Here is a 20,726-nt window from a genome sequence, read left to right on the forward strand (position 1 = left end):
CCCATGCTCGCCACCCGCGGTCTGACCTGGCGGATCGGTGAGGTCGCCATCGTCGACAGCGTCTACCTCGATCTCGCGCCCGGGGAGTTCCTGGGCGTGATCGGGCCGAACGGCGCCGGCAAGACCTCACTGTTCAACCTGATCACCGGCCTGCGCCGGGCCACGGAGGGCCGGGTCGTCCTGGACGGGCAGGACATCGGGGCGCTTCCGCCGCACCGACGGGCCCGCCTCGGGCTGGGCCGTACCTTCCAGGCGTCCTCGGTCTTCGGCTCGCTCAGCGTGCGGGAGAACGTCCGGCTCGCCGTGCAGGCGCACCGCGGGGGCTCGATGGCACTGTGGCGGCGAGCGGCGGCCGACCGGGAGGTCGCTGCCGCCGCCGACGCGGCGCTCGACCGGGTCGGCCTCACCCACCGGGGTACGGCGCTGGCCGGCACCCTGGCCCACGGCGAGAAACGCAAGTTGGAGATCGCCCTGCTGCTCGCCGGTGAACCGCGGGTGATGCTGCTGGACGAGCCGATGGCCGGCGTCAGCGCCGAAGACGTGCCCGAGTTGGTGGCCGTCATCAAGTCGTTGACCGGCGACAGCGGCCGGGCGGTGCTGATGGTCGAGCACCACATGGACGTCATCCTCGAACTGGCCGACCGGATCGCCGTCATGCACCACGGCGCGCTGCTGGCCTGCGACACCCCGGAGACGGTGATGGCCAACCCCACCGTGCAAGAGGCCTACCTGGGGGAGTCGCTCTGATGGAACCGATCCTCAGTGTGGAGGGGTTGTCGGTCCGGATCTCCGGGCTGCACATCCTCCAGGGGGTGTCCTTCACGGTCGCCCCGACCGGCGTCACCGTCCTGCTCGGCCGCAACGGCGTCGGCAAGACCACCACGCTGCGCGCGATCGTCGGCCTCACCCCGCCCGCCGGGGAGGTCCGCGGCACCATCCGGATGGGCGCGCAGAGCCTGCTGGCCCGGCCCACTCACCGGCTGGTCCGCGGCGGGCTCGGCTACGTGCCCGAGGACCGGTGCGTGTTCGCCGGCCTCACCGTCGCCGAGAACCTGCGGCTCGCAGAGCGGCGCGGCACCAGCCCGGCGTACGACAAGGTTTTCGCGCTCTTTCCGGAGCTGGACCGGCGCGGACGGCAACGGGCCGGCTCGCTCTCCGGCGGGCAGCAGCAGATGCTCGCGATCGGTCGGGTGCTGCTCAACGACAACCGGCTGCTGCTGGTCGACGAGCCAACCAAGGGGTTGGCTCCGAAGGTGGTGACCGAGGTGGCCGAGGTGCTGGAACGGGTCGCGGAGTCGGTGCCGGTGCTGCTCGTCGAGCAGAACCTGGCAGTGGTACGACGGCTGGCCCGCGACGCGGTCGTGCTGGCCGCTGGCAAGGTGGCCTGGACCGGCGACGCCCGCGAGCTGCTGCTGGAGACGGCGCTGACCAAGTCGTTGCTCGGCGTCGGCTCGGCGGAGGTGCACTCGTCGAGCGCGAGGAGTGAGCTTGCGAGCCCCGCAGTCGCGAGGAAGGACCAGCACTGATGGGGACCGTGATTCTGTTGGCGTTGACCGGGCTCGGCCTGGCGGCGCTGTACTTCCTGGTCGCCTCCGGGTTGTCCCTGGTCTTCGGCCTGGCCGACGTGCTCAACTTCGCGCACGGGCTGTTCCTCGGTGTGGGCGCCTACGGCACCTGGTGGGCGGCGGGCAACCTGCCGGGCGCCGGCGGTGACGGGTTCGGCTTCGTGCTGGCGGTCGCCTTCGGGGTGGCTGCCGGCACGTTGGTGGCGATCCTGGTCGAGCTGGTGCTGATCCGCCCGCTCTACTCCCGCACCATCGAGCAGGTGCTGGTCACCGTCGGTCTGTCACTGGCCGGGGTGGCGCTGCTCCAGGCCACCTGGGGTGCGGACGCCCGGCCGTTTCCGCGTCCGGACTGGACCCGGCAGGTGACCGGGATCCTCGGCGCGCAGGTGCCCAACGGGGGCCTGCTGCTGATCATCGCGGCCGTGCTGGTGCTCGGTGCGATCCTGGCGTTCCTGCGCTGGACCCGGTACGGCCTGGTGATTCGGGCCGGGGTGGAGAACCGGGAGATGGTGACCGCGCTGGGCATCGACGTCCGTAAGGCGTTCACTCTCGTCTTCGCGATCGGTGGGGCGGCTGCCGCGCTCGCCGGTGCGCTCGGCGGGGTCTACTTCGGCACGGTCTCGCCCGGGCAGGGCGGCTCGCTGCTGATCTTCGCGTTCATCGTGGTGGTGATCGGCGGGATGGGCTCGGTGGTCGGCTCCGCGTACGCGGCTGTCGTCGTCGGGCTGGTGCAGCAGTTCGTCAACTACTACGGCACGTCCGGGCTGGGCGACATCTGCGTGGTCGGGCTGCTGGCCGTGGTGCTGCTGCTGCGCCCGCAGGGCATCGCCGGAAAGGTGGCAACGGCATGACGAACTCCACCCTCGACGCGCCTCCCGCGCAGGTACCCGCCGAGTTGACCCCGCAGCGGGAGCGGTGGCAGCGGGTCCGCCCGTTCCTGCCGCTGGTCGCGCTGGTCGTCCTGGTGATCCTGCCGTACTCGACGATCTCCCTGCCGGGGATCTTCGAAGGGCCGATCAACTCACCGGGCACCCTGCAAATCCTCGCCATCTGCCTGATCTTCGGCGGGCTGGCCGCCGGGTACGACCTGCTCTTCGGTCGGACCGGGATGCTCTCCTTCGGGCACGCGCTCTATTTCGCCGCCGGCGTGTACGGCACGGACATCCTCGTCACCCGGGCCGGCCTGCCGCTCTGGCAGGCGGCGCTGCTGACCATCACCGGTGGCACCATCCTCGCCGCGCTGCTCGGCGCGGTGGCGCTGCGGACCGTGGGCATCGCGTTCGCCATGGTCACGTTGGCCTTCGCCCAGGTCGGGGCGATCCTGGTCGCGCGGGACTTCGGTGGGCTCACCGGTGGCGAGGAGGGCCTGCCGCTGGACGTGTCCGGGCTGCCCGCCGGGCTGGTAGGGGTGACGAACACCGTCAACCTGTACTGGCTCGCGCTGGCGTACCTGACGCTGGTGGTCTTCGTGGTGCACCGGGTGAGCGGTTCGCCGACCGGCCGGGTGCTCGCCGGGCTGCGCGACGACGAGCGGCGGATCGGCGTGCTCGGGCTGGACCCGTACCGCTACAAGCTGGTGGCGTTCACCCTGGCCGGCGGTCTGGCGTCGGCGGGCGGGGTGGTCTACGTCCTGATCGTCGGCGGCGCGTCGCCGCACATCACCTCCTCCGAGCTGACCCTGTCGCTGCTGGTCATGGTGGTGCTCGGCGGGCCGGGGACCCGGTGGGGGCCGGTGCTCGGCGGTGTCCTCTACATGTACCTGGACCACCGGCTCACCGCCTTCGGTACGTCCGACGCGGTCGACAACCTGCCGGCGGTCCTGAGCCGCCCGCTGAGCCAGCCGCTGTTCGTCCTGGGCACGGTCTTCATCCTGGCGGTCTACTTCTTCCCAGGCGGCCTGACCAGCCTGGCCCCCCGCCTGACCCACCTGACCCGCTCCCTCCGCCCCCGCCGTTGACCCCCCGACGACGGGAGGGCGGCGGCCCCCCGTGTGGCCGCCGCCCTCCTGCGTCGTGGGTCAGCCGTTCAACATCTCGTACGCCATCTTTGGTGCCTTCGTCGTGGCGGTGCCGGTCGGCACGCTGATCTTCGGGGCGCTGCCGTAGTCGGCGTACGTGACGACGTAGTCGTACGCCTTCGCTTTGCCGGCGGCCGGGATCTTCAGCGTCAGCGAGGACAGGTGCTTGTCCGCACCGACGACGGCGGTGAACGGCACCGTCTTGGCGGCCTCGCCGAGCGCCGCCGCCTCGCCCTCCTCCAGCGCCTCCGCCGCGTTGCCGGCGCTCACGTCGATGACACCGGCATACTGCCCGGGGCTCTGCTCCTTGACGGAGGTGGCCGCCTCGATGAGCGGACCGGCGTTGCCCTGGTCCGCGCCGTCGTAGGCCGGGATGGCTTCGCCGTCGGCCAGCTTCGTACGGTCCAGCTTCATCCACTTGTCCGGGAACTTCGGCAGGCCCGGCTGGCCGCTGAACTTCGCCTTCATCCAGACCTCTTCACCGATCAGCAGGAACGACATCTTCGTGGTGATGCCGTCGGCGCCCGGCGCAACGGTCGTGTTGATCTCAAACGCCTTCGAGTCCGGGTCGATCCGTCCGCTGAGCGTGCTGGACGAGTCCTTGCCGCTGAACCGGAACGTCCCCTCGGTGCCGTCCGGAACGGCGTCGAGGAGTGCCTGCTTCGGGTCGGCGGTCGGGCTGGCGGTCGGGCTGCTCTGCGGTGCTGCGGCCGGTTCGCTGTTGGACCCGCAACCCGTGAGCAGGGTGGTCGTGGCCAGCACGGCGGCGACCGTGCCGACCGTCCGTCGGATGGTGCCGGCGGTGCCCGTTGCCTGTGTCATCACATGTCTCTTTCTCGCTGCATGGCTTCTGCCGACGACGATGTTGCCGGCAGGCGCGGCGGTTTGGCTGCCGATATGCTGCCGTCCGGCTGCCGGGCACTGCCGTCTGGTGCTGCCGGGGGTGTCAGGAGCGGAAATTCGCATGTCAGGAACGCTGCGTTTCGAGATCCTCGGGCCTCAGCGGGCCTGGTACGCCGAGCGGGAGATCGACCTCGGTCCCGGCAAGCAGCGTGCCGTGCTGGCCGTGCTGCTGCTCTCCGCGGGTCGTCCGGTGTCCACGGGGCAGATCGTCGAGGCGGTCTGGCCGGAGGATCCGCCCGCGAACGGCCCCAACGTGGTGCAGAAGTACGTCGCCGGGCTGCGCCGGGTGCTGGAGCCGGACCGGTCGCCGCGTACGCCGGGGCAGGTGTTGGGCCTGACCGACGCCGGCTACCTGCTCCGGGTCGATCCGGACGTGCTTGACGCGGTCCGCTTCGAGCGGGGGATCCACCGCGCCCGGCAGCGACGCGCCGAGGGCCGTGCCGCCGAGGCGTTGACCGAGCTGGCCACTGCCCTGGCCCTCTGGCAGGGGGAACCGTTCACCGGGTTCACCGGGCCGGTCTTCGAGGCGGCCCGGCAACGGCTGGTGGAGCTGCGGGCCGTGGCGTTGGAGACCCGGGCCGAGCTGACGTTGGACCTGGGGCGGCACCGCGAGATGGTCGGGGAGTTGGTGGAGCTGGTGGCCGAGTTCCCGGTCCGGGAGCGGCTGCGGCACCAGCTCATGCTCGCGCTGTATCGCAGTGGGCGGCAGGCCGAGGCGCTCGCCGCCTATCGGGAGTTCGGCGACCTGCTCCGGGAGGAGTACGGCATCGAGCCGGGCGAGGCGCTCCAGGAACTGCACCGGCGCATCCTCCGCTCCGACCCGACGCTGACGGCGGCGGCGAAGCCCTCGAACGAGCCGGAGCCACCCCGGCCCGTGGCCACCCAGCCCGTCGAACCGGTCATGCCCATCGCGGCGAGCCAGCGTCCGAGCGGCGTGGGATACCCGCCGTCACTCCTGTCGACCCCGCTCCACACACCGCCACCATCGGCCGCCACGAAGCGCGCGAGGCGGCAGACACCGCGCTGGGTGAGCAGGACCGTCACGGTCCTCGGTACGGCGCTCGTCCTGCTCTCCTTCGGTTGCCTGACCTGGCTGGTGATCCTGGCCTACGCGTTCTGGCGGCGTAGCTGGCGCCTCGCGCTCGCCGGCGTCGGCTATCTGGTCCTGGTCACCGTCGAGGTGAATGTCCTCGACGTCGAGAACGCGGACGAGGTTTCCGACAATCAGGCGTTGGCCTTCGTCGGCCTGGCCGCCGTCACCTGGCTGGTCGGGGCGGTGCATGTGGTGCTGCTCAGCCGAGGGCTCTGGGCGGCGATCACCGGGAGCCTGGTCAGCGGGAGGGACCGCGCTGACGATGAGCGGCGGATCCGTCGAGAGCACGCCCGCTACCTGCTCTACCACTACCCCGCGGCCCGGGCCGAGTTGCGACTCGGCCGGCCCGACCTGCCCGGCACCTTCGATGACGGTGGCCTGATCGACATCAACGCCGTTCCGGAGCAGGTGCTCACGGGCCTGCCCGGTTTGACGCCCGAGCAGGGTCGGCAGATCGTCGTGGACCGGTGGCTGCGTGGCCCGTACACCTCGATGGAAGAGCTCGCCGCGCGCTGCCTGCTGCCTCCGAACGCCACCGAGCCCCTCCGCGATCTGCTGATCTTCCTGCCCTCGGCCGTCCTGCCCGACGAGGCGCAAACGCCCGGATCGTGACCGGAACCTCTCGCGCGAACCGAGGTCCTGACGCACGGCGCTGGTAGAAATGCCGGATGGGTGACGAGCGGGCAGCGGTACGGGAGCGGGCCGAGGCGGTGCTGCGCCGGCTGGCCGGTGACCACGCCCGGCTGCGCGAGGATCAGTGGCGGGCCATCGAGGCGTTAGTCGTCGACCGGCGGCGGGTGCTCTGCGTGCAGCGAACCGGTTGGGGCAAGTCGGCCGTGTACTTCGTCGCCACCGCCCTGCTGCGTGACACCACCCGGGCCGAGCAGGCCGGCCCAACCGTCATCGTGTCGCCGTTGCTGGCGCTGATGCGCAACCAGGTCGAGGCGGCGGCGCGGGCCGGCATCCGGGCCCGCACGATCAACTCGGCGAACCTCGACGAGTGGGACGAGATCACCGCCGAGATCCAGACCGGTGCGGTGGACGTGCTGCTGATCAGCCCGGAACGGCTGAACAACCCGGACTTCCGCGACGGTGTGCTGCCGAAACTGGCCGCGACCACCGGGCTGCTGGTGGTTGACGAGGCGCACTGCGTCTCCGACTGGGGGCACGACTTCCGGCCGGACTACCGGCGACTGCGGACGTTCCTCGCCGAGTTGCCGGAGCGCACACCGGTGCTGGCCACCACCGCCACCGCCAACACCCGCGTCACCCAGGACGTGGCCGAGCAGTTGGGCGACGCTCTCGTGCTGCGCGGCACACTGGACCGCGAGTCGCTGCGCCTCGGCGTCCTCGATCTGCCCAGCCCGGCGCACCGGCTGGCCTGGCTCGCCGACCACCTGGACCAGCTGCCCGGCTCCGGCATCGTCTACACGCTGACCGTGGCGGCAGCGGGGGAGACGACCGAGTTCCTGCGCTCCCGGGGCTACCCGGTGGCCTCCTACACCGGGCAGGCCGAGGACGCCGACCGGCGGGCCGCCGAGCAGGACCTGCTGGACAACAAGATCAAGGCGTTGGTCGCCACCAGCGCGCTGGGCATGGGCTTCGACAAGCCCGACCTGGGCTTCGTGGTCCACCTCGGCGCGCCGCCCTCCCCGATCGCGTACTACCAGCAGGTCGGCCGCGCCGGCCGCGCCGTCGAGCACGCCGAGGTGCTGCTGCTGCCCGGTGTCGAGGACGCCGCGATCTGGCGCTACTTCGCCTCGCTGGCGTTCCCACCGGAGCAGCAGGTCCGGGCCGTGCTGGCCGCTCTGCACACCGACCGCCCGCTCTCCACCCAGGCCCTCGAACCCCTGGTCGACCTGCGCCGCGCACGGCTGGAGCTGATGCTCAAGGTGCTCGACGTGGACGGCGCGGTCCGCCGGGTGCGCGGTGGCTGGCTCGCCACCGGCGAGCCCTGGGTCTACGACGAGGCCCGGTTGCGCCGCGTCGCCGAGGCACGCACCGTCGAGCAACAGGCCATGCGGGAGTACGCGACCACGTCCGACTGCCGGATGCGGTATCTACGGGAATGTCTGGACGACACCGGGGCGGCCGACTGCGGCCGGTGCGACCGGTGCGCCGATCCGCTCTTCTCCGCGGACGTGTCGACGGCGGCGCACGCCGCCGCGCAGACCTTCCTGGGGCGACCCGGGGTGGAGATCGCCCCGAAGAAGCTCTGGCCGACCGGGCTCGACGCGGTGGGCGTACCCCTCAAGGGCCGGATAGCCCCCGCGGAGCAGACGCTGCCGGGCCGTGCCGTTGGGCGGCTCTCCGACCTGGGCTGGGGTGGCCGGCTGCGTGATCTGGTCGGCCCGGAGGCGCCCGACGCGCCGGTGCCCGACGACGTCGTCGGCGCGGTGGTGGAGGTGCTGAAGGCGTGGGCGCACGGCGACGACCCGTGGCCCCGCCGACCGGCGGCGGTGGTCGCGGTCGGTTCCCGGCGACGGCCCCGGCTGGTCGGGTCGCTCGCCGAACGGATCGCCGCCGTGGGCCGGCTGCCGCTGCTCGGCGAGGTCACCTCCGCCGGCCGGGGCGGCCCGGCCGGGCCGCGCGGCAACAGCGCCCAGCGGGTACGCGCCCTGCATGACACCTTCACCGTGCCGGCCGACCTGGCCGACGCCCTGGCTGGCCTGGACGGCCCGGTGCTGCTCGTCGATGACCTGGTCGACTCGGGCTGGACGATGACGTTGGTGTCCCGGGCACTGCGCCGGGCCGGCGCACCCGACGTGCTCCCGTTGGCCCTCGCCGTGGCCGGCTGACCCGCTGCGGCTCGCGCCGGTCGGCGCCGGTCGCCGTGTCGCTCACAACCCCGCCCGGTTGCCCCCGTGCTGGCGCACCCGCGCCCGGTTGCCGTGCTGCGCGCACCCACGGTGCTGTCCGCGCCGGGTCGGGCGGGAAAGTTCCCGGGCACCTCCGAATGCGACCGGCGCCACGCCGCCCGGGCATCGGCCGGCAGCGGTCCGGCGCGACGGTACCGTGGGCGGCATGACCGACCAACAGCCCGTCACCCACGCGCTGGATCGGAGCACGCTCCGGCTGGCGCTGGTGGTCGGCGGGCTGGTGCTGGCGGTGCTGCTCGGCTTCGGCCTCGGCCGGCTGAACGCCGACGGCGCCACCACGGGCAGCCCCTCGTTGGCAGCAGATCACACCGATCCGCCGGGCATCGGGCCGCACAACCACGGCACCGCCACGGGCACCGATCAGGGTGCGGCCACCGAGCCGGGCGGTCTGTCGGTCAGCTCGGCCGGGCTCACCATGGCCCCACTGGCCACCGAGTTCGCGGCCGGTCGCCCCGGTCAGCTCCGCTTCCAGGTGCGCGACGTGCAGCGCCAGCCGGTCACCCGCTTCGCCGTGGTGCACGACAAGCCGATGCACCTCATCGTCGTCCGCCGGGACCTGACCGGCTACCAGCACCTGCACCCGACCATGGCGGCGGACGGCACCTGGTCGGTGCCGTTGACCCTCGCGCAGCCGGGCGTTTGGCGCGCGTACGCCGACTTCACAGTGGTCGCCGGCAACGGCGCACAGACCGCGGTGACCCTCGGCACGGACCTGGTCGCGCCCGGCGGCTACCAGCCCCGTCCGCTGCCGCGCCCAGCCACCTCGACGACCGTGGACGGGTTCACCGTCGGCTATCAGGGCACCCCGCAGGGCGGAGCGACAGTGCCGCTGACCTTCCGGGTCGACGGCGCTGGCGGTGCGGCTCCGCTGCAGCGTTACCTCGGGGCGTACGGGCATCTGGTGGCGTTGCGTGAGGGCGACCTCGGCTACCTGCACGTGCACCCGGAGCCGGAGCTAGTGGACGGCCAGGTCAAGTTCTGGCTGACCACCCCGGGCCCAGGCCGCTACCGCCTCTTTCTCGACTTCCAGGTGGGGCCCGACGTCCACACCGCCGAATTCACCCTCGACGTCCCCTGAGCCGGCAGGCTCAGCCGGCGCGGCGGATGGGGCGGCGGGCCAGGTAGCGGAGCAGGTCGCGGATGTGGTGCTTCTCCTCGGCGGGGACCGTGGGGTCGGCCAGCCGATCCAGGATGGCCCGGACGTCCGCCTCGACGGGGCCGTCGTCGTTGCGGCGGCGGGGAGCAGGGCCCGCATCGGGTAGCCCGAGCGCCCGGAACGCGGCCGCCACCGGCAGATCCAGTGCCGCGCAGAAGCCCCGGACCTTGGCCAACTCGGGATAGTCCTGCCAGTCCCCGGCCAACCAACGGAACACCGTCGAGCGGCCCACGCCCGTGTGTGCGGCAAGGTCGGTCACGGTCCACCCGCGTTCGTCACGAGCGTCGTCGATGGCCCGCCGAACGAAGCGGGCGAAGGCCATCTGCGGTGAAACCTCTGCGGAACCCATCCCTGCGGGTTATCCCTCCCGGCCGGAGCACTGGGACGATGCGCCTTCCGAGGGTAGTACGCCCCGGGCCGGAAACAATTGACTGACCGCACAATCTGTCCCGTGTACGGGACCTGTTCGCGGGCACCATCCACGACTCACGGGGAAAGACACCAACCAGCCGAGGAGCACCACCATGGCCGAATCGAGCCGTCCCCAGCCGTACCAGCCCGGTGCGGTAAGCCTCTTCAGCCAGCGGGCCGGCAACGACGGGGTGTCGACCCTCGACCGTGGTGCCGGTGACCGGGTCGGCGGCCGGGTCGGCGGCCGTGACCGGGGCAGCAACGGCGACCGCCGCCGCTGACCGACCGCCGGCCTCCACGTTCCGGCAGCTAGGCCGCGGGAGCCTCGTCAGTGGCCAGCAGGGTCTCCAGTCGTGGTGTGACCTGCCACTGGTCGACCAGTTCGCGGTATTCCGCGCGCTGCGGCTCGGTGGGACCGCTGCCGGTCCGGCGGGCACGGATCAGCAGGTTGCGCGGCGTGTGCTGGGAGTCCACGAACTCCACCACCTCGGCCCGGTAGCCGTGCACCCGCAGCAACCCCGCGCGCAACGCGTCGGTGAGCACGTCGGCGAAGCGCTCACGCAGGATGCCCTGCCGGGTCAGCAGCTCGTACGGGGCCGGGGCGGGGTGGGCGCGGAGCTGCTTCGCCAGGTCGTGGTGGCAGCACGGCGCGGCCAGCACCCAGCGGGCCTCCCAGCGCACCGCACGGGCCAGCGCCTCGTCGGTGGCGGTGTCGCAGGCGTGCAGCGCCAGCACCAGGTCGGGGGCGGGGTCGACGACGGCGTCGGCGATCGTGCCGGCCACGAAGCTGACCTGCTCGGCCCAGCCCAGCCGCTGCGCCAGCTCGGTGTTGCGCCGCCGCTGGTCCTCCCGGACGTCCACGCCGATCAGCTGGACGTCGAGCCCTCGACTCGTCAGATAGCGGTACGCGGCGAACGTCAGGTAGGCGTTGCCGCAACCCAGGTCGACCACCCGCAGCGGACCGGTCAGCTCATCGGGCAGGGTCGCGGCCAGGGCACGCAGGAACGCGTCCACCTGACGGCGTTTGGCCGCCGAGCCGCCGATCTCGGCAAAGATCTCATCGCCCGGGTCCAGCAGGTACTCCTTGGCCCGGTCATTTCCGCCCGGCGTCGCCGCCGGACGAGCCGTCGCGGCCCGGTGAACCTGCGCCTCGCCGGACTTGGTCACCCTCAGCTGGAGCGTCGCGTCAGTTGTCTCCACGTGCCAGTTGCCGAACGGCTCGGCCAGCAGTTCGTCGACCGCCACGGCGGCCTCCGGACCGGGGGCGACGTTGCGGGTGTACGGGCGAGCGCCGTCGGAGGTGGCGATCTGAAGTCGGGGCCCGGCCTTGAGCGTCACCGGCCGCAGCTCGGCCCGAACCACGGTGGGGCGGGGCCCGCGGCGGCGTCCGGCGGCGACCGCCCGGGTCAGCGCGGGGTCGAGCAGGAGGGCCCGAACCTCGGTCAGGGCGGCGTCCAGTGGTTCCGGCATCGTTCCATTTTCGGCAGGTGGGGTGGGAAGGGAACATCCCCCGTACCGCGCGAGGCGGTGCGGGGGATGTCAGGTGTGGCTGGTGGTCAGTCCGCGGTCGCCTCGGCCGGCGTACCCGCACCGGAACCGCCACCACGGCGGCGACGGCGGCGGCGGGGCTTCGACGGCTCGCCGTCGGACGCCTCGGCCGGCTCGGTGGGGCTGTCGTCGGCGGAGATCACCGCGGTTGGCTCGCCCGCGACCACGTCGCCGGCCCGGCGGCGACGCCGGCGGCGGGGGGTACGGGTGCCTTCCTCGGCGGTCTCGCCAACAGGCGCATCGACGGCGGTCGGCATGCCTACGGGTGCCTCGGCGGCGGCCGGCGTGCCGGCGTCGGAGCGGTCGCGGCGGCTGTCGCCCCGACCACGGCGCTCGCCCCGGCCCTCACCTCGGCCCTCACCGCGACCGTCGCCCCGGCTGTCACCGCGGCGGGGACCCCGAGCACCGCTGTCGCCCCGGCGGGAGCGCGTCGTCCCACCCAGGTCCTCTTCGATCTCGGCGGACAGCCCGGCGCGGGTGCGCTCGGCGGTGGGCAGCGTGCCGCTGACCTCGGTGGAGATGTGCAGGTCGGTGTAGAGGTGCGGCGACGTGTGGTACGTCTCCGGCGGCTCCGGCATCTCCAGACCGAGGGTCTTGTCGATGATCCGCCAGCGCGGCATGTCGTCCCAGTCGACGAAGGTCACCGCGACACCCGTCGCGCCGGCCCGGCCGGTGCGACCGATCCGGTGGGTGTAGGTGTCCTGGTCTTCCGGGCAGTCGTAGTTGATCACGTGGGTGACGCCGGTGACGTCCAGCCCTCGGGCCGCCACGTCGGTGGCGACCAAAATGTCGATCTTGCCGGCCCGGAAGGCCCGCAGCGCCCGCTCGCGGGCACCCTGACCCAGGTCACCGTGCACCGCGGCGACCGCGAACCCGCGGAAGTCGAGGTCCTCGGCGACCCGGTCGGCGGCCCGCTTGGTACGGGTGAAGATCATGGTCAACCCACGCCCCTCCGCCTGGAGGATGCGCGCCACCACCTCGACCTTGTTCATCGAGTGGGTGCGGTAGACCAGCTGCTGGGTCTGCGGCGACGGGCCGGTCTCGGCGGTGTGCCCGGCGTGGATCGTCATCGGCTGGCGCAGGAAGCGCCTGGACAGGGTGACGATCGGGTCCGGCATGGTGGCCGAGAAGAGCATCGTCTGCCGGTCTTCCGGAAGCATCGCGAGGATCTTCTCGACGTCGTCGAGGAAGCCCAGGTCGAGCATCCGGTCGGCCTCGTCGAGGACGAGTGCGTGCACCCGGTCCAGTCGGAGGTGCTTCTGCTTCTGCAGGTCCATCAACCGGCCGGGGGTGCCGACCAGGATCTCGACGCCCTTGCGGAGCGCGTCGATCTGCGGCTCGTACGCCACGCCGCCGTAGATCGGCAGCACCCGGACGCCCCGCGTCCGACCTGCGGCGGCCAGATCCTTGGCGACCTGGATGCCCAGCTCGCGAGTGGGGACGACGACCAGCGCCTGGGGGACGCCGTCGCTGCCCTCACCCGGCGCGAAGACCCGGTCCAACAGTGGAATGCCGAAGCCGAGCGTCTTGCCGGTGCCGGTAGGTGCCTGACCGATCAGGTCGACGCCGCGCAGCGCGATGGGGATCGCGTATTCCTGGATGGCGAACGCGCGGGTGATGCCGGCCGCGGCCAGCGCCTCGACGGTCTCGGCGCGGGCGCCGAGTGCGGCGAATGTGGGTGCCTCCGGTCGAACCGGGGCGGTGGGGGCCAGTTCCTGGCCGTCCATCAGATCTTGAGTCAGCTCGCTCATGTGGATGTAGGGGTGCCCTCTCGTGGGTGCGCCCCGTCTTTTCCTCAGGGCGCGTTCGGTATGACGCGGGCCACACGGTCGGCGGCAGATTGCCGAGCCGGACCGGGCCGCACGCGCGCCGCGGGCTGAGCTTCGATCAGATCGGCGCCCACGGCAACTGCTCCATGCTACCTGAACAGGCATGCCCCCGTCCCGATTCCCATCCGGCCAGGCGCCACGCGGGGGCGACGAATGTGACTTGTATCACAGCGCGAACGGAGTCGGGGACGTACCCCACGCGGGTCACACGCGCGCGGTTGGGCGCGGTAGCGTGCGCTCGTGTCCGCGCCGACCACCCCCGGTCCCGCCGTCGCCGACCTGCTGGGCCTGGTCGCCTTCGGTGAGCTGCTCGCCTTCGAACGGATGGCCGGCGACGCCCGGCTCGCCCCTGACCTGCGCCGCCGAGCCGCGCTGAACGAGATGGCCGCGGCCGAGATAGCCAACTACCGGCGCCTCGCCGACCGGCTCACCGCGCTGGGCGTGCCGCCGGAGGATGCGATGGCGCCCTACCTTGAGCCGTTGCAGGCGTACCACGACTCGACCGAGCCACGAGACTGGGCGGAAGTGGTCACCAAGGCGTACGTCGGCGACGCGATCACCGACGACTTCATCCGGGAGATCGCCGATGCGCTGGCTGAACCGGACCGGGCGTTGGTGCTGGACGTCCTGCACGACTCCCGGTATGCGGACTTCGCCGCCGCGGAGATCCGCGCAGCCGTCGCCAACGAGCCCCGGGTGGCTGGCCGGCTCTCCATGTGGGCGCGGCGGCTGGTCGGCGAGGCGCTGTCCCAGGCCGGCCGCGTCGCCGCCGAGCGGGCCGCACTCACCGAGTTGATCGCCCAGGGTGACCGGGTCGACGTGCCGGGGCTGTTCGGAAGGCTCACCGCCGCACATGCCGTGCGGATGGCCGCCGCCGGGCTGAACAACTGACCGCCCGGCGAGTCGGGCCCGGTGCCGGCCTGCGGCAGGTGGGCCGAACGCCGACCTGCCGCGATGGCCGGACCGGTCAGCGGACGGTGAAACCGACCGACCGGGGAGACGCCTCGGCGATCTCGACGTAGGCGACCTTCTCGACCGGAACGATGACCCGTCGGCCCTTCTCGTCGGTCAGGGAGAGCGTGCCGCCGTTGCCGGCGAAGGCGTCGGTCACGATCTGCTCGATCTCGGCCGGCGACTGCGCGCTGTCCACTACCAGTTCGCGCGGCGCGTACTGCACGCCGATCTTGACCTCCACTGTGCCTCCTCAACTGGGGCGAAAGAACCGCCCTGCGAAGGCTATCCGATCACGGGGTCGACGGTCAGGCTGACTCACCTTGCAGCGGGAAGCTCGCGATGCCCCGCCACGACAGCGCGGCCACCAACGCTTCGGCCTCGGCCTTTGGCACCTGCCGGCCACCGGCCAGCCAGAACTGGGCGGCCGTCTCCGCCGCGCCGACCAGCCCGGAGGCGAGCAACTCGGCGTGCGCCCGGCTCACCCCGGTGTCGGAGATGATGGTGTCGGTGATCGCCGCGATACAGCCCTGCTCGACCCGTTCCACCCGCTGCCGCACCGCCGGGTCGTTTCGCAGATCCGACTCGAAGACGAGGCGGAACGCCTCGCTCTCGTGATCGACGAAGTCGAAGTACGCCTGCACCGAGGCGCCGACCCGTTCCTTGTTGTCGTTGGTGCCGCGCATCGCGTCACGCACCTTGGCGACGATCGCGTCACAGTGCGTGTCGAGCAGCGCCAGATAGAGATCCATCTTGCCGGGAAAGTGTTGATAGAGCACCGGCTTCGAGACCCCGGCCCGCTCGGCGATGTCGTCCATCGCGGCGGCGTGGTAGCCCTGCGCGACGAACACCTCCTGCGCCGCAGCAAGAAGCTGCTTACGGCGCGCGGAGCGGGGCAGGCGGGTGGGCCGGCCAGCGGTCTGTGCACCGTTCCCCGCAGCGGTCATGGGATCCTCCGAGTTCTCCGTACGAGCCGGCATTTTCCCCCCAGACCGGGCGAAGCCCATGGGCCCCGTCGTGGAAATGGCCCGCCGCTGTAACTTATCGCCACTCTCGGCACACGGTAGCCTCAGCGGGGGCGACCAAGGAGCGCGCGGTGAGTGAAACAGGGCAACCCGGAGCCGCCACCCCGGGAGAGCACGGTGACGGAGCGGGTCAGCACGACGACCCGGGCCGTTCCGTCAGCGGGTGGGCGCCCCCGGCGGGTGGGTGGCCCCGAGCCGCCGATGGCGAGGACGTCCGGGACACGGCGCCGCGCTGGCAGCCCGACCCCGCGTCCGGCTGGCGCACCTCTTCCACGCGACACGGCGACCTGCCGTCGCCCCTGGTCGGGCTGCCGGCCGACCTCGAGCCGCCGGCCCGGGCCAACGGCCACCACGCCAACGGCGTGCACCACCCGGATGACGCCAATGGCGTCCGCCATCCGGGTCTCGAACCACCCACGGGGCACCCCACACCCGTGAGCGCACCGCCCGGGCTGCCCGCCGAGGGCCGGCCCGAGGCGGCCAGCGGTCGGCTGGTGGTGCCCGCCCAACGTCCCGTACCGCCGATGGAGCAGGGGGCCGGCGAGCCCGACACGGGCCCCGCCCAGCACTCCACCGTCGATCCGGCCGCCGCGCACCGCGCCCGCTGGGCCGAGCCGGGGCTGCCTACCTCGGCGCCACCGGCCGTCCAGGTGCCGCCCGTCGGCACCGCCGCGTCGGGTTTCGAGGTGCCGCCCGGCTTCCACGCGCCCACCGTCGAGCGGCTGGCCGCCGACGAACCACCGGCCGCGCCGGGCGACTGGCGGGACCCGCTCTCACCGGAGCACGCGGCAGCGCAGAGACACACCCCGGCGCCGGCCGGGCGCGCCGATGGGACCGAGCCGGGTAGTGCCGCCGAGGGCCCCCGGCCGGGAGAAACACACCGTGCCGGAGACGCGCACCGTGCTGGGGACGCGCATCGTGTTGGGGACGCGCACCGTGCCGGAGAGTCGCCGGAGATCGAGCCGGACTGGTCGGGGCCGAGTTGGAACCGCCCGAGCTGGGGCGGCGGGTGGGCACCGCCCTGGTCCCGCCAGGACGACGAACCGGCTGGCCCGGCGGCCCGGGACGAGTCCGCGCCGGCCCGGGACGAGTCCGCGCCGGGTTGGGTCGCCGAGCCCAACCAGCCCTACGAGCCCGTGCGCGCCGCCCCGCCCCGCCCGTACGAACCGGTCCGCGCCGATCCGCCCCGCGGGTACGACCCCGCCCGGAGCGAGCCCGTGTCCGAGGCTGCGTCGGAGCGGGCCGCCGAACCAACCAGCGTGCCGCCGACCGACCGCCCGTCCTGGGCCCCCCCGGCCGCCGCGCCGATCCCCGACCGCTCGCTCGCGGCTGCCGACTCGGACCCGTCCCCGACCAGTGGCCCGCCGGTGTCGTCGCCACGCACGCCGCCGGTCGTCGAGCGCCCCGCCTGGGCCGGCCCAACGCCGACCAGCGGCCCGCCGGCCGACCGGCCATCCTGGACCGGATCCGGGGCGACCAGTGCACCCCGGGTCGACCGCCCGTCCTGGGCTGGCGGGGCCGGCCCCGAGCCCACCAGTGCGCCGCCAGTGCGGCCGTCCTGGGCAGGCGGGCCCGATCCGGTGCCGACCAGCGTCCCGCCGGTACGCCCGTCCTGGGCTGGCGGGTCCGATCCGGTGCCGACCAGTTCCCCGTCGGCGCGCCCGTCCTGGGCTGGTGGGCCCGATCCGGCGCCGACCAGTTCCCCGTCGGCGCGCCCCACCTGGGCCGCCAGCCCGGTACCGGCCGACGCGCCACCTCCGGCGCCGGCCGGGCCACCTCCCACGCTGGCCGACGCGCCACCAGCTCCGGCGGGCCCGCCCCTGGTGGCGGAGCGCCCGTCCTGGGCCGGCGGTTCGCCGACCACCCCGGCGAGCACGCCCCGGGCGCAGCGGCCGGATTGGTCCGAGGGTCGCATCCCCGCCGCCCCTGCCGACCGTCCGTCCTGGGCGGCAAGCCAGTCGGCCAGCATGCCCGGCGGGGGTGACGCGGGCGAGACGCCCAGCCTGCCCCGGCCCGAGATCCGGCCGACCGCACCGTTCCGGCTCCGGCCGGCGACTCCTGAGTCGGCGGGTCAGTCTCCCGTCGAGCCAACCCGCACAACAGCGCCGACGAACGCCCCGTCATCCGCCGAGGCCACGCCGTCCTCCACCGGAGCCGTCCCACCCCCCGCCACGAGCGGGTCCGGGCGCCGTGACCGGCCCGCACCCTCGTCCGCCTCGCCCTACGCGGCTCGCCGATCCGCCCCCGACCCGGGGTCGCCGGCTGATGACGGGCGGCAACCGGACCCGACGGCGGTGGTGCTGCCGCAGCGCGTCCCCGCGGAACCGGACGTGCCCGTCGTGCCGGAGCCGCCAGCCGTGGAGCCACCCGCCGAAACCCCGGAACTCGCCCGTATCGCCACCCACCTTCGCCGCGATGACGAGCCAGCCCCGCTGCAGGAGCGCCCCGAAGGGTTCGACGTCAACGCGATCCTGGACGCCGTTCGGGAGGTGGCGGGTGTCCGCGACGCGGCGTTGCGCCGTACCCCGGCGGGGGCGCACAGTCTGCGACTGGACCTGGCCGACGGCGCCGACCCGGCCGAGGTGAGCCGACAGGTGGCCCGGCTGCTCCAGGACCGGATGGGGTTGGCCGCCGCCCCGCAGAACGTGCCCGGTCTGCCCACCACGCCACCCCCGCCGGTTCGCCGTCGCGCGGCCGAGCCCCGACCCGCCGAGCGGCGTACCCCGGAGCCCCGGAGCGCAGAGCCACGCGATGCCGGTGTGGACCCGCGTAACGGCGAGGTGCGGGCGGCCGAGTCGACGGCGGCCATTCGTCCGTCGGGTGGTCGGGTCGGGGCCACGCCGGCAGGCACGGAGCAGTGGCCCGGCACGGACACCTCGCGTCGACGCCGGCCGAACGCCCCCCACCGGGGTCGCGCCACGGTCGAGGAGCCCGGATCGGTCTCGGCCGCCCCGGGTGGTGCCGCAACCGGCAGCCCGGCGACGGTCGGCACGTCGTACTCCGGTGGTCAGGTGACCACCACGGAGTCGGCGCCGTCCCGGCCGCTGGACACCGGCGGCACGCCGGGGCCGCGGGTGGTGATCGAGCACGTGCAGGTCAGCACTTTCGGCCTGGACGCCAACGTCGAGGTCCGGCTGCTGGCCGGGGGCGACAGCGCCTCCGGGTACGCCACCGGGCCGGCGGTGGACGGCTACGTGCTGCGGCTCTGCGCGGTCGCGGCGGCCGCCGCGGTGGACGAGCTGCTGCGCGGCGCCGAGAACGCCGAGCGGGGGCGCTGCTTCGTCGAGCACGCGGCGGTGGTGCCGTTCGGCAACTGCGAGGTGGCCACGGTGGTGGCGCTGCTCGTCTGTGAGGGCTGGGTCGAGCAGCTTGCCGGCTCGGCTCTGGTCGCCGGCGACCCGCGGCAGGCGGTTGTCCGGGCGACGCTGGCGGCGGTGAACCGTCGGCTGGAGGCGCTGCTGTCCTGAGTGGTCCGGGGCAGACTGGAACGATGAAACGTGCCACCCTCTGGCCGGACCATCTGCTTCCCGATGACCATGTTCCGCCGCCGTGGCCGGGCCGGGAGGTCCGCCTCGACGGCCTGGTCACGTACGTGCGGGACACCCCGGCCACCGCCGCGGGCGCGGAGCCCGCGCTGTACGTGCACGGGCTGGGCGGCTCGTCACAGAACTGGACGGACCTGGCCGGGCTGCTGGCCGACCGGCTGGACGGTCAGGCCATCGACCTGCCCGGCTTCGGTCGCAGCGAGCCGGGGCGTCGGTACACCATTCCGGCCTTCGCGGATCTGGTGGTCCGTTGGATCGAGCACTCCGGTCGGGGTCCGGTGCACCTGTTCGGCAACTCGCTGGGCGGCGCGGTCGCGGTCCAGGTGGCCGGGCTCCGGCCTGATCTGGTCCGCACCCTCACCCTGATCTCTCCGGCTCTGCCGTTCCTGGATTTCCGTCGCTCGTTGCAGGGGCGGATGCTGCCGGTGCTCGCCATTCCCCGGGGTGAACGGCTGGTCGCCCGGTGGCTCACCCAGCTCGCCCCCGAGGTGATGGCCCAGCAGGTGTTGGAGGCGTGCGTGGCTGACCTGAGCCGAATCTGCGAGCAGCGCCGGGCCGAGGCGTTGGAGGAGATCCGGGTGCGCTACGAGGCGACGCACTACGCCGCCGCGTACGTCCGAACGTTTCGTGGGCTGGTCTCCAGTTTCCTGCGGGCGTATCTGCCGGGGCCGGGGTCGCTGTGGCGGCTCGCCGGGGCGGTGCGGGCGCCAACCCTGGTGGTGGGCGGCCGACAGGATCGTCTGATCGACGTGCGGGTCGCGCCGCAGACCGCCCGGGTCATCCCGGACAGCCGGTTGATGATGCTCGACGGCGTCGGTCATGTGGCGCAGCTGGAAGTTCCCCGCCTGGTGGCCCGGGCGGTGGTGGGTCTGCTCGCCGAAACGGGGGACAGCGTCGGGCGGTCCGATCTGGCAGGCTGAGATGGATGCCCAGCTCCGCCCGTCGCCCCGTTCGTCGTCAGCGACGCTTCGCACTGCTCGCCCAGCTGGTGGCGGTGGTGGTGGCCGTCGGCGCTGCGGTGACCGTGATCGCCGAAGGGCCGGGTGGGCACCCCGGCGCCGAACGGCTGGCCGCCGAGGAGGTCGCCGCGCCGCCGCTGGTGGCCGCGCCGCTGCCGCCGTCGGCCGACTCGTCGCCCTCCGACCCTGTCGTGCCCAGCCCGCCCACGGTGCTGCGGGTGTCCGGCGCGGTCCCGAGCGCCGGAACAGGCAGGTTCGGCTACGACGACAGCTCCGGCCCGGTGCTGGGTCGGGCGGGTGAGCTGCGGCGTTACCGGGTGGCGGTGGAGTCGGGCAGCAACGAGGACGCCGCCGATTTCGCGCAGGCGGTCCAGACGGCGCTCGCCGGGCCGGGCAGTTGGGTCGACAGCGGTCGGCTGCGGCTGCAGCAGGTGCCGGGAGGTGCGCCCCGCGACTTCACCGTCTATCTGGCCACCGCCCGTACGGCGGGTCGGATGTGCGCCGACGGTGGGGTGGACATCCGGGTCGGCGGTCGGCCGTACACCTCCTGCCGGGCACCCGGTCAGGTGATCATCAACCTGGATCGGTGGCGGCTGTCCGTGCCGCACTTCGTCTCGGCCCGCGTGCCGCTGGCGGTCTACCGGACGTACGTGGTCAACCACGAGGTGGGTCACCAGCTCGGGCACCGGCACGAGCGCTGCCCGGGTGCGGGCCGGCCAGCGCCGGTGATGATGCAGCAGACGCTCTTCCTGAACGGGTGCCGGGTCAATCCGTGGCCGTACCTCGACGGGCGCCGCCACACCGGTCCTGCCCTCTGAGCGACCGGACGACGCGCCGACCTGCCG

18 protein-coding genes are annotated in these 20,726 nt (G+C 73.2%); 12 read left to right on the plus strand and 6 right to left on the minus strand.

Annotated features, from left to right (window positions below; genetic code table 11):
* The first annotated feature begins 3 nt into the window (after nucleotides 1–3).
* Genes ABZS37_RS17995 through ABZS37_RS18010 form a run of 4 tightly spaced genes read left to right on the plus strand, consistent with a single transcriptional unit; the run spans nucleotide 4 to nucleotide 3,522 of the window.
* Nucleotides 4–747 carry an ABC transporter ATP-binding protein gene (locus ABZS37_RS17995; protein WP_355170234.1) on the plus strand — a complete coding sequence of 248 codons (744 nt, stop codon included), beginning with the start codon at nucleotides 4–6 and terminating at the stop codon, nucleotides 745–747.
* Nucleotides 747–1,526: an ABC transporter ATP-binding protein gene (locus ABZS37_RS18000; protein ID WP_355170236.1), complete on the plus strand. Its 780-nt coding sequence runs from the start codon at nucleotides 747–749 to the stop codon at nucleotides 1,524–1,526. The genes ABZS37_RS17995 and ABZS37_RS18000 overlap by 1 nt, the downstream gene beginning before the upstream one ends.
* Entirely contained in the window at nucleotides 1,526–2,416 is an 891-nt protein-coding gene (locus tag ABZS37_RS18005) for a branched-chain amino acid ABC transporter permease (RefSeq protein WP_354996762.1), read from the plus strand. Before ABZS37_RS18000 ends, ABZS37_RS18005 begins: the two co-directional genes overlap by 1 nt.
* Nucleotides 2,413–3,522 carry a branched-chain amino acid ABC transporter permease gene (locus ABZS37_RS18010; RefSeq protein ID WP_355170238.1) on the plus strand — a complete coding sequence of 370 codons (1,110 nt, stop codon included), beginning with the start codon at nucleotides 2,413–2,415 and terminating at the stop codon, nucleotides 3,520–3,522. Before ABZS37_RS18005 ends, ABZS37_RS18010 begins: the two co-directional genes overlap by 4 nt.
* Before the next feature lie 60 nt (nucleotides 3,523–3,582).
* On the opposite strand, the gene ABZS37_RS18015 is transcribed toward ABZS37_RS18010, so the two are convergent.
* Complete coding sequence (locus ABZS37_RS18015; protein ID WP_354996760.1) at nucleotides 3,583–4,404, minus strand: hypothetical protein; 822 nt, start codon at nucleotides 4,402–4,404, stop codon at nucleotides 3,583–3,585.
* 142 nt (nucleotides 4,405–4,546) lie between these two features.
* On the opposite strand from ABZS37_RS18015, the gene ABZS37_RS18020 reads away from it, so the two are divergent.
* From ABZS37_RS18020 to ABZS37_RS18030, 3 genes are all read left to right on the plus strand, one after another.
* The gene (locus ABZS37_RS18020) at nucleotides 4,547–6,190 is read left to right on the plus strand and encodes a BTAD domain-containing putative transcriptional regulator (protein ID WP_355170240.1); all 1,644 of its coding nucleotides are present in this window, start codon (nucleotides 4,547–4,549) and stop codon (nucleotides 6,188–6,190) included.
* A 56-nt stretch (nucleotides 6,191–6,246) separates the two neighbouring features.
* A complete protein-coding gene (locus ABZS37_RS18025; protein WP_355170242.1) occupies nucleotides 6,247–8,376 on the plus strand; it encodes a DEAD/DEAH box helicase in 2,130 nt (709 codons plus the stop codon).
* A 226-nt stretch (nucleotides 8,377–8,602) separates the two neighbouring features.
* A complete protein-coding gene (locus ABZS37_RS18030; protein ID WP_355170244.1) occupies nucleotides 8,603–9,535 on the plus strand; it encodes a hypothetical protein in 933 nt (310 codons plus the stop codon).
* A 10-nt stretch (nucleotides 9,536–9,545) separates the two neighbouring features.
* On the opposite strand, the gene ABZS37_RS18035 is transcribed toward ABZS37_RS18030, so the two are convergent.
* Complete coding sequence (locus tag ABZS37_RS18035) at nucleotides 9,546–9,962, minus strand: helix-turn-helix domain-containing protein (protein ID WP_355170246.1); 417 nt, start codon at nucleotides 9,960–9,962, stop codon at nucleotides 9,546–9,548.
* Between the two features lie 175 nt (nucleotides 9,963–10,137).
* On the opposite strand from ABZS37_RS18035, the gene ABZS37_RS18040 reads away from it, so the two are divergent.
* Entirely contained in the window at nucleotides 10,138–10,305 is a 168-nt protein-coding gene (locus tag ABZS37_RS18040; protein WP_355170248.1) for a hypothetical protein, read from the plus strand.
* A 28-nt stretch (nucleotides 10,306–10,333) separates the two neighbouring features.
* Here ABZS37_RS18040 and ABZS37_RS18045 read toward each other — a convergent pair whose 3' ends face one another.
* Complete coding sequence (locus tag ABZS37_RS18045; RefSeq protein WP_355170250.1) at nucleotides 10,334–11,494, minus strand: SAM-dependent methyltransferase; 1,161 nt, start codon at nucleotides 11,492–11,494, stop codon at nucleotides 10,334–10,336.
* Between the two features lie 86 nt (nucleotides 11,495–11,580).
* Entirely contained in the window at nucleotides 11,581–13,323 is a 1,743-nt protein-coding gene (locus ABZS37_RS18050) for a DEAD/DEAH box helicase (protein ID WP_355170252.1), read from the minus strand.
* A 318-nt stretch (nucleotides 13,324–13,641) separates the two neighbouring features.
* Between ABZS37_RS18050 and ABZS37_RS18055 the strand changes: the two genes are divergently transcribed.
* Nucleotides 13,642–14,292: a ferritin-like fold-containing protein gene (locus ABZS37_RS18055; protein WP_355170254.1), complete on the plus strand. Its 651-nt coding sequence runs from the start codon at nucleotides 13,642–13,644 to the stop codon at nucleotides 14,290–14,292.
* A gap of 76 nt (nucleotides 14,293–14,368) precedes the next feature.
* On the opposite strand, the gene ABZS37_RS18060 is transcribed toward ABZS37_RS18055, so the two are convergent.
* Together ABZS37_RS18060 and ABZS37_RS18065 are read right to left on the minus strand one after the other, a co-directional pair.
* A complete protein-coding gene (locus ABZS37_RS18060; RefSeq protein ID WP_266246431.1) occupies nucleotides 14,369–14,596 on the minus strand; it encodes a DUF3107 domain-containing protein in 228 nt (75 codons plus the stop codon).
* A gap of 64 nt (nucleotides 14,597–14,660) precedes the next feature.
* Nucleotides 14,661–15,299 (minus strand): TetR/AcrR family transcriptional regulator, encoded by a 639-nt coding sequence (locus ABZS37_RS18065; RefSeq protein ID WP_354996752.1) that lies wholly within the window; start codon nucleotides 15,297–15,299, stop codon nucleotides 14,661–14,663.
* Nucleotides 15,300–16,684: 1,385 nt separating this feature from the next.
* Here ABZS37_RS18065 and ABZS37_RS18070 point away from each other — a divergent pair.
* Genes ABZS37_RS18070 through ABZS37_RS18080 form a run of 3 tightly spaced genes read left to right on the plus strand, consistent with a single transcriptional unit; the run spans nucleotide 16,685 to nucleotide 20,699 of the window.
* Nucleotides 16,685–18,844: a hypothetical protein gene (locus ABZS37_RS18070; protein ID WP_355170322.1), complete on the plus strand. Its 2,160-nt coding sequence runs from the start codon at nucleotides 16,685–16,687 to the stop codon at nucleotides 18,842–18,844.
* Nucleotides 18,845–18,867: 23 nt separating this feature from the next.
* Nucleotides 18,868–19,842, plus strand: coding sequence for an alpha/beta hydrolase (locus ABZS37_RS18075; protein ID WP_354996751.1), 975 nt, complete (start codon nucleotides 18,868–18,870; stop codon nucleotides 19,840–19,842).
* Nucleotides 19,843–19,847: 5 nt separating this feature from the next.
* On the plus strand, nucleotides 19,848–20,699 hold the full coding sequence (locus ABZS37_RS18080) for a DUF3152 domain-containing protein (protein WP_355170256.1): 852 nt from the start codon (nucleotides 19,848–19,850) through the stop codon (nucleotides 20,697–20,699).
* The last annotated feature ends 27 nt before the right edge of the window (nucleotides 20,700–20,726 follow it).

Origin of the sequence: Micromonospora sp. NPDC005413 (assembly GCF_040606435.1) — a bacterium.
Lineage (GTDB): Bacteria > Actinomycetota > Actinomycetes > Mycobacteriales > Micromonosporaceae > Micromonospora.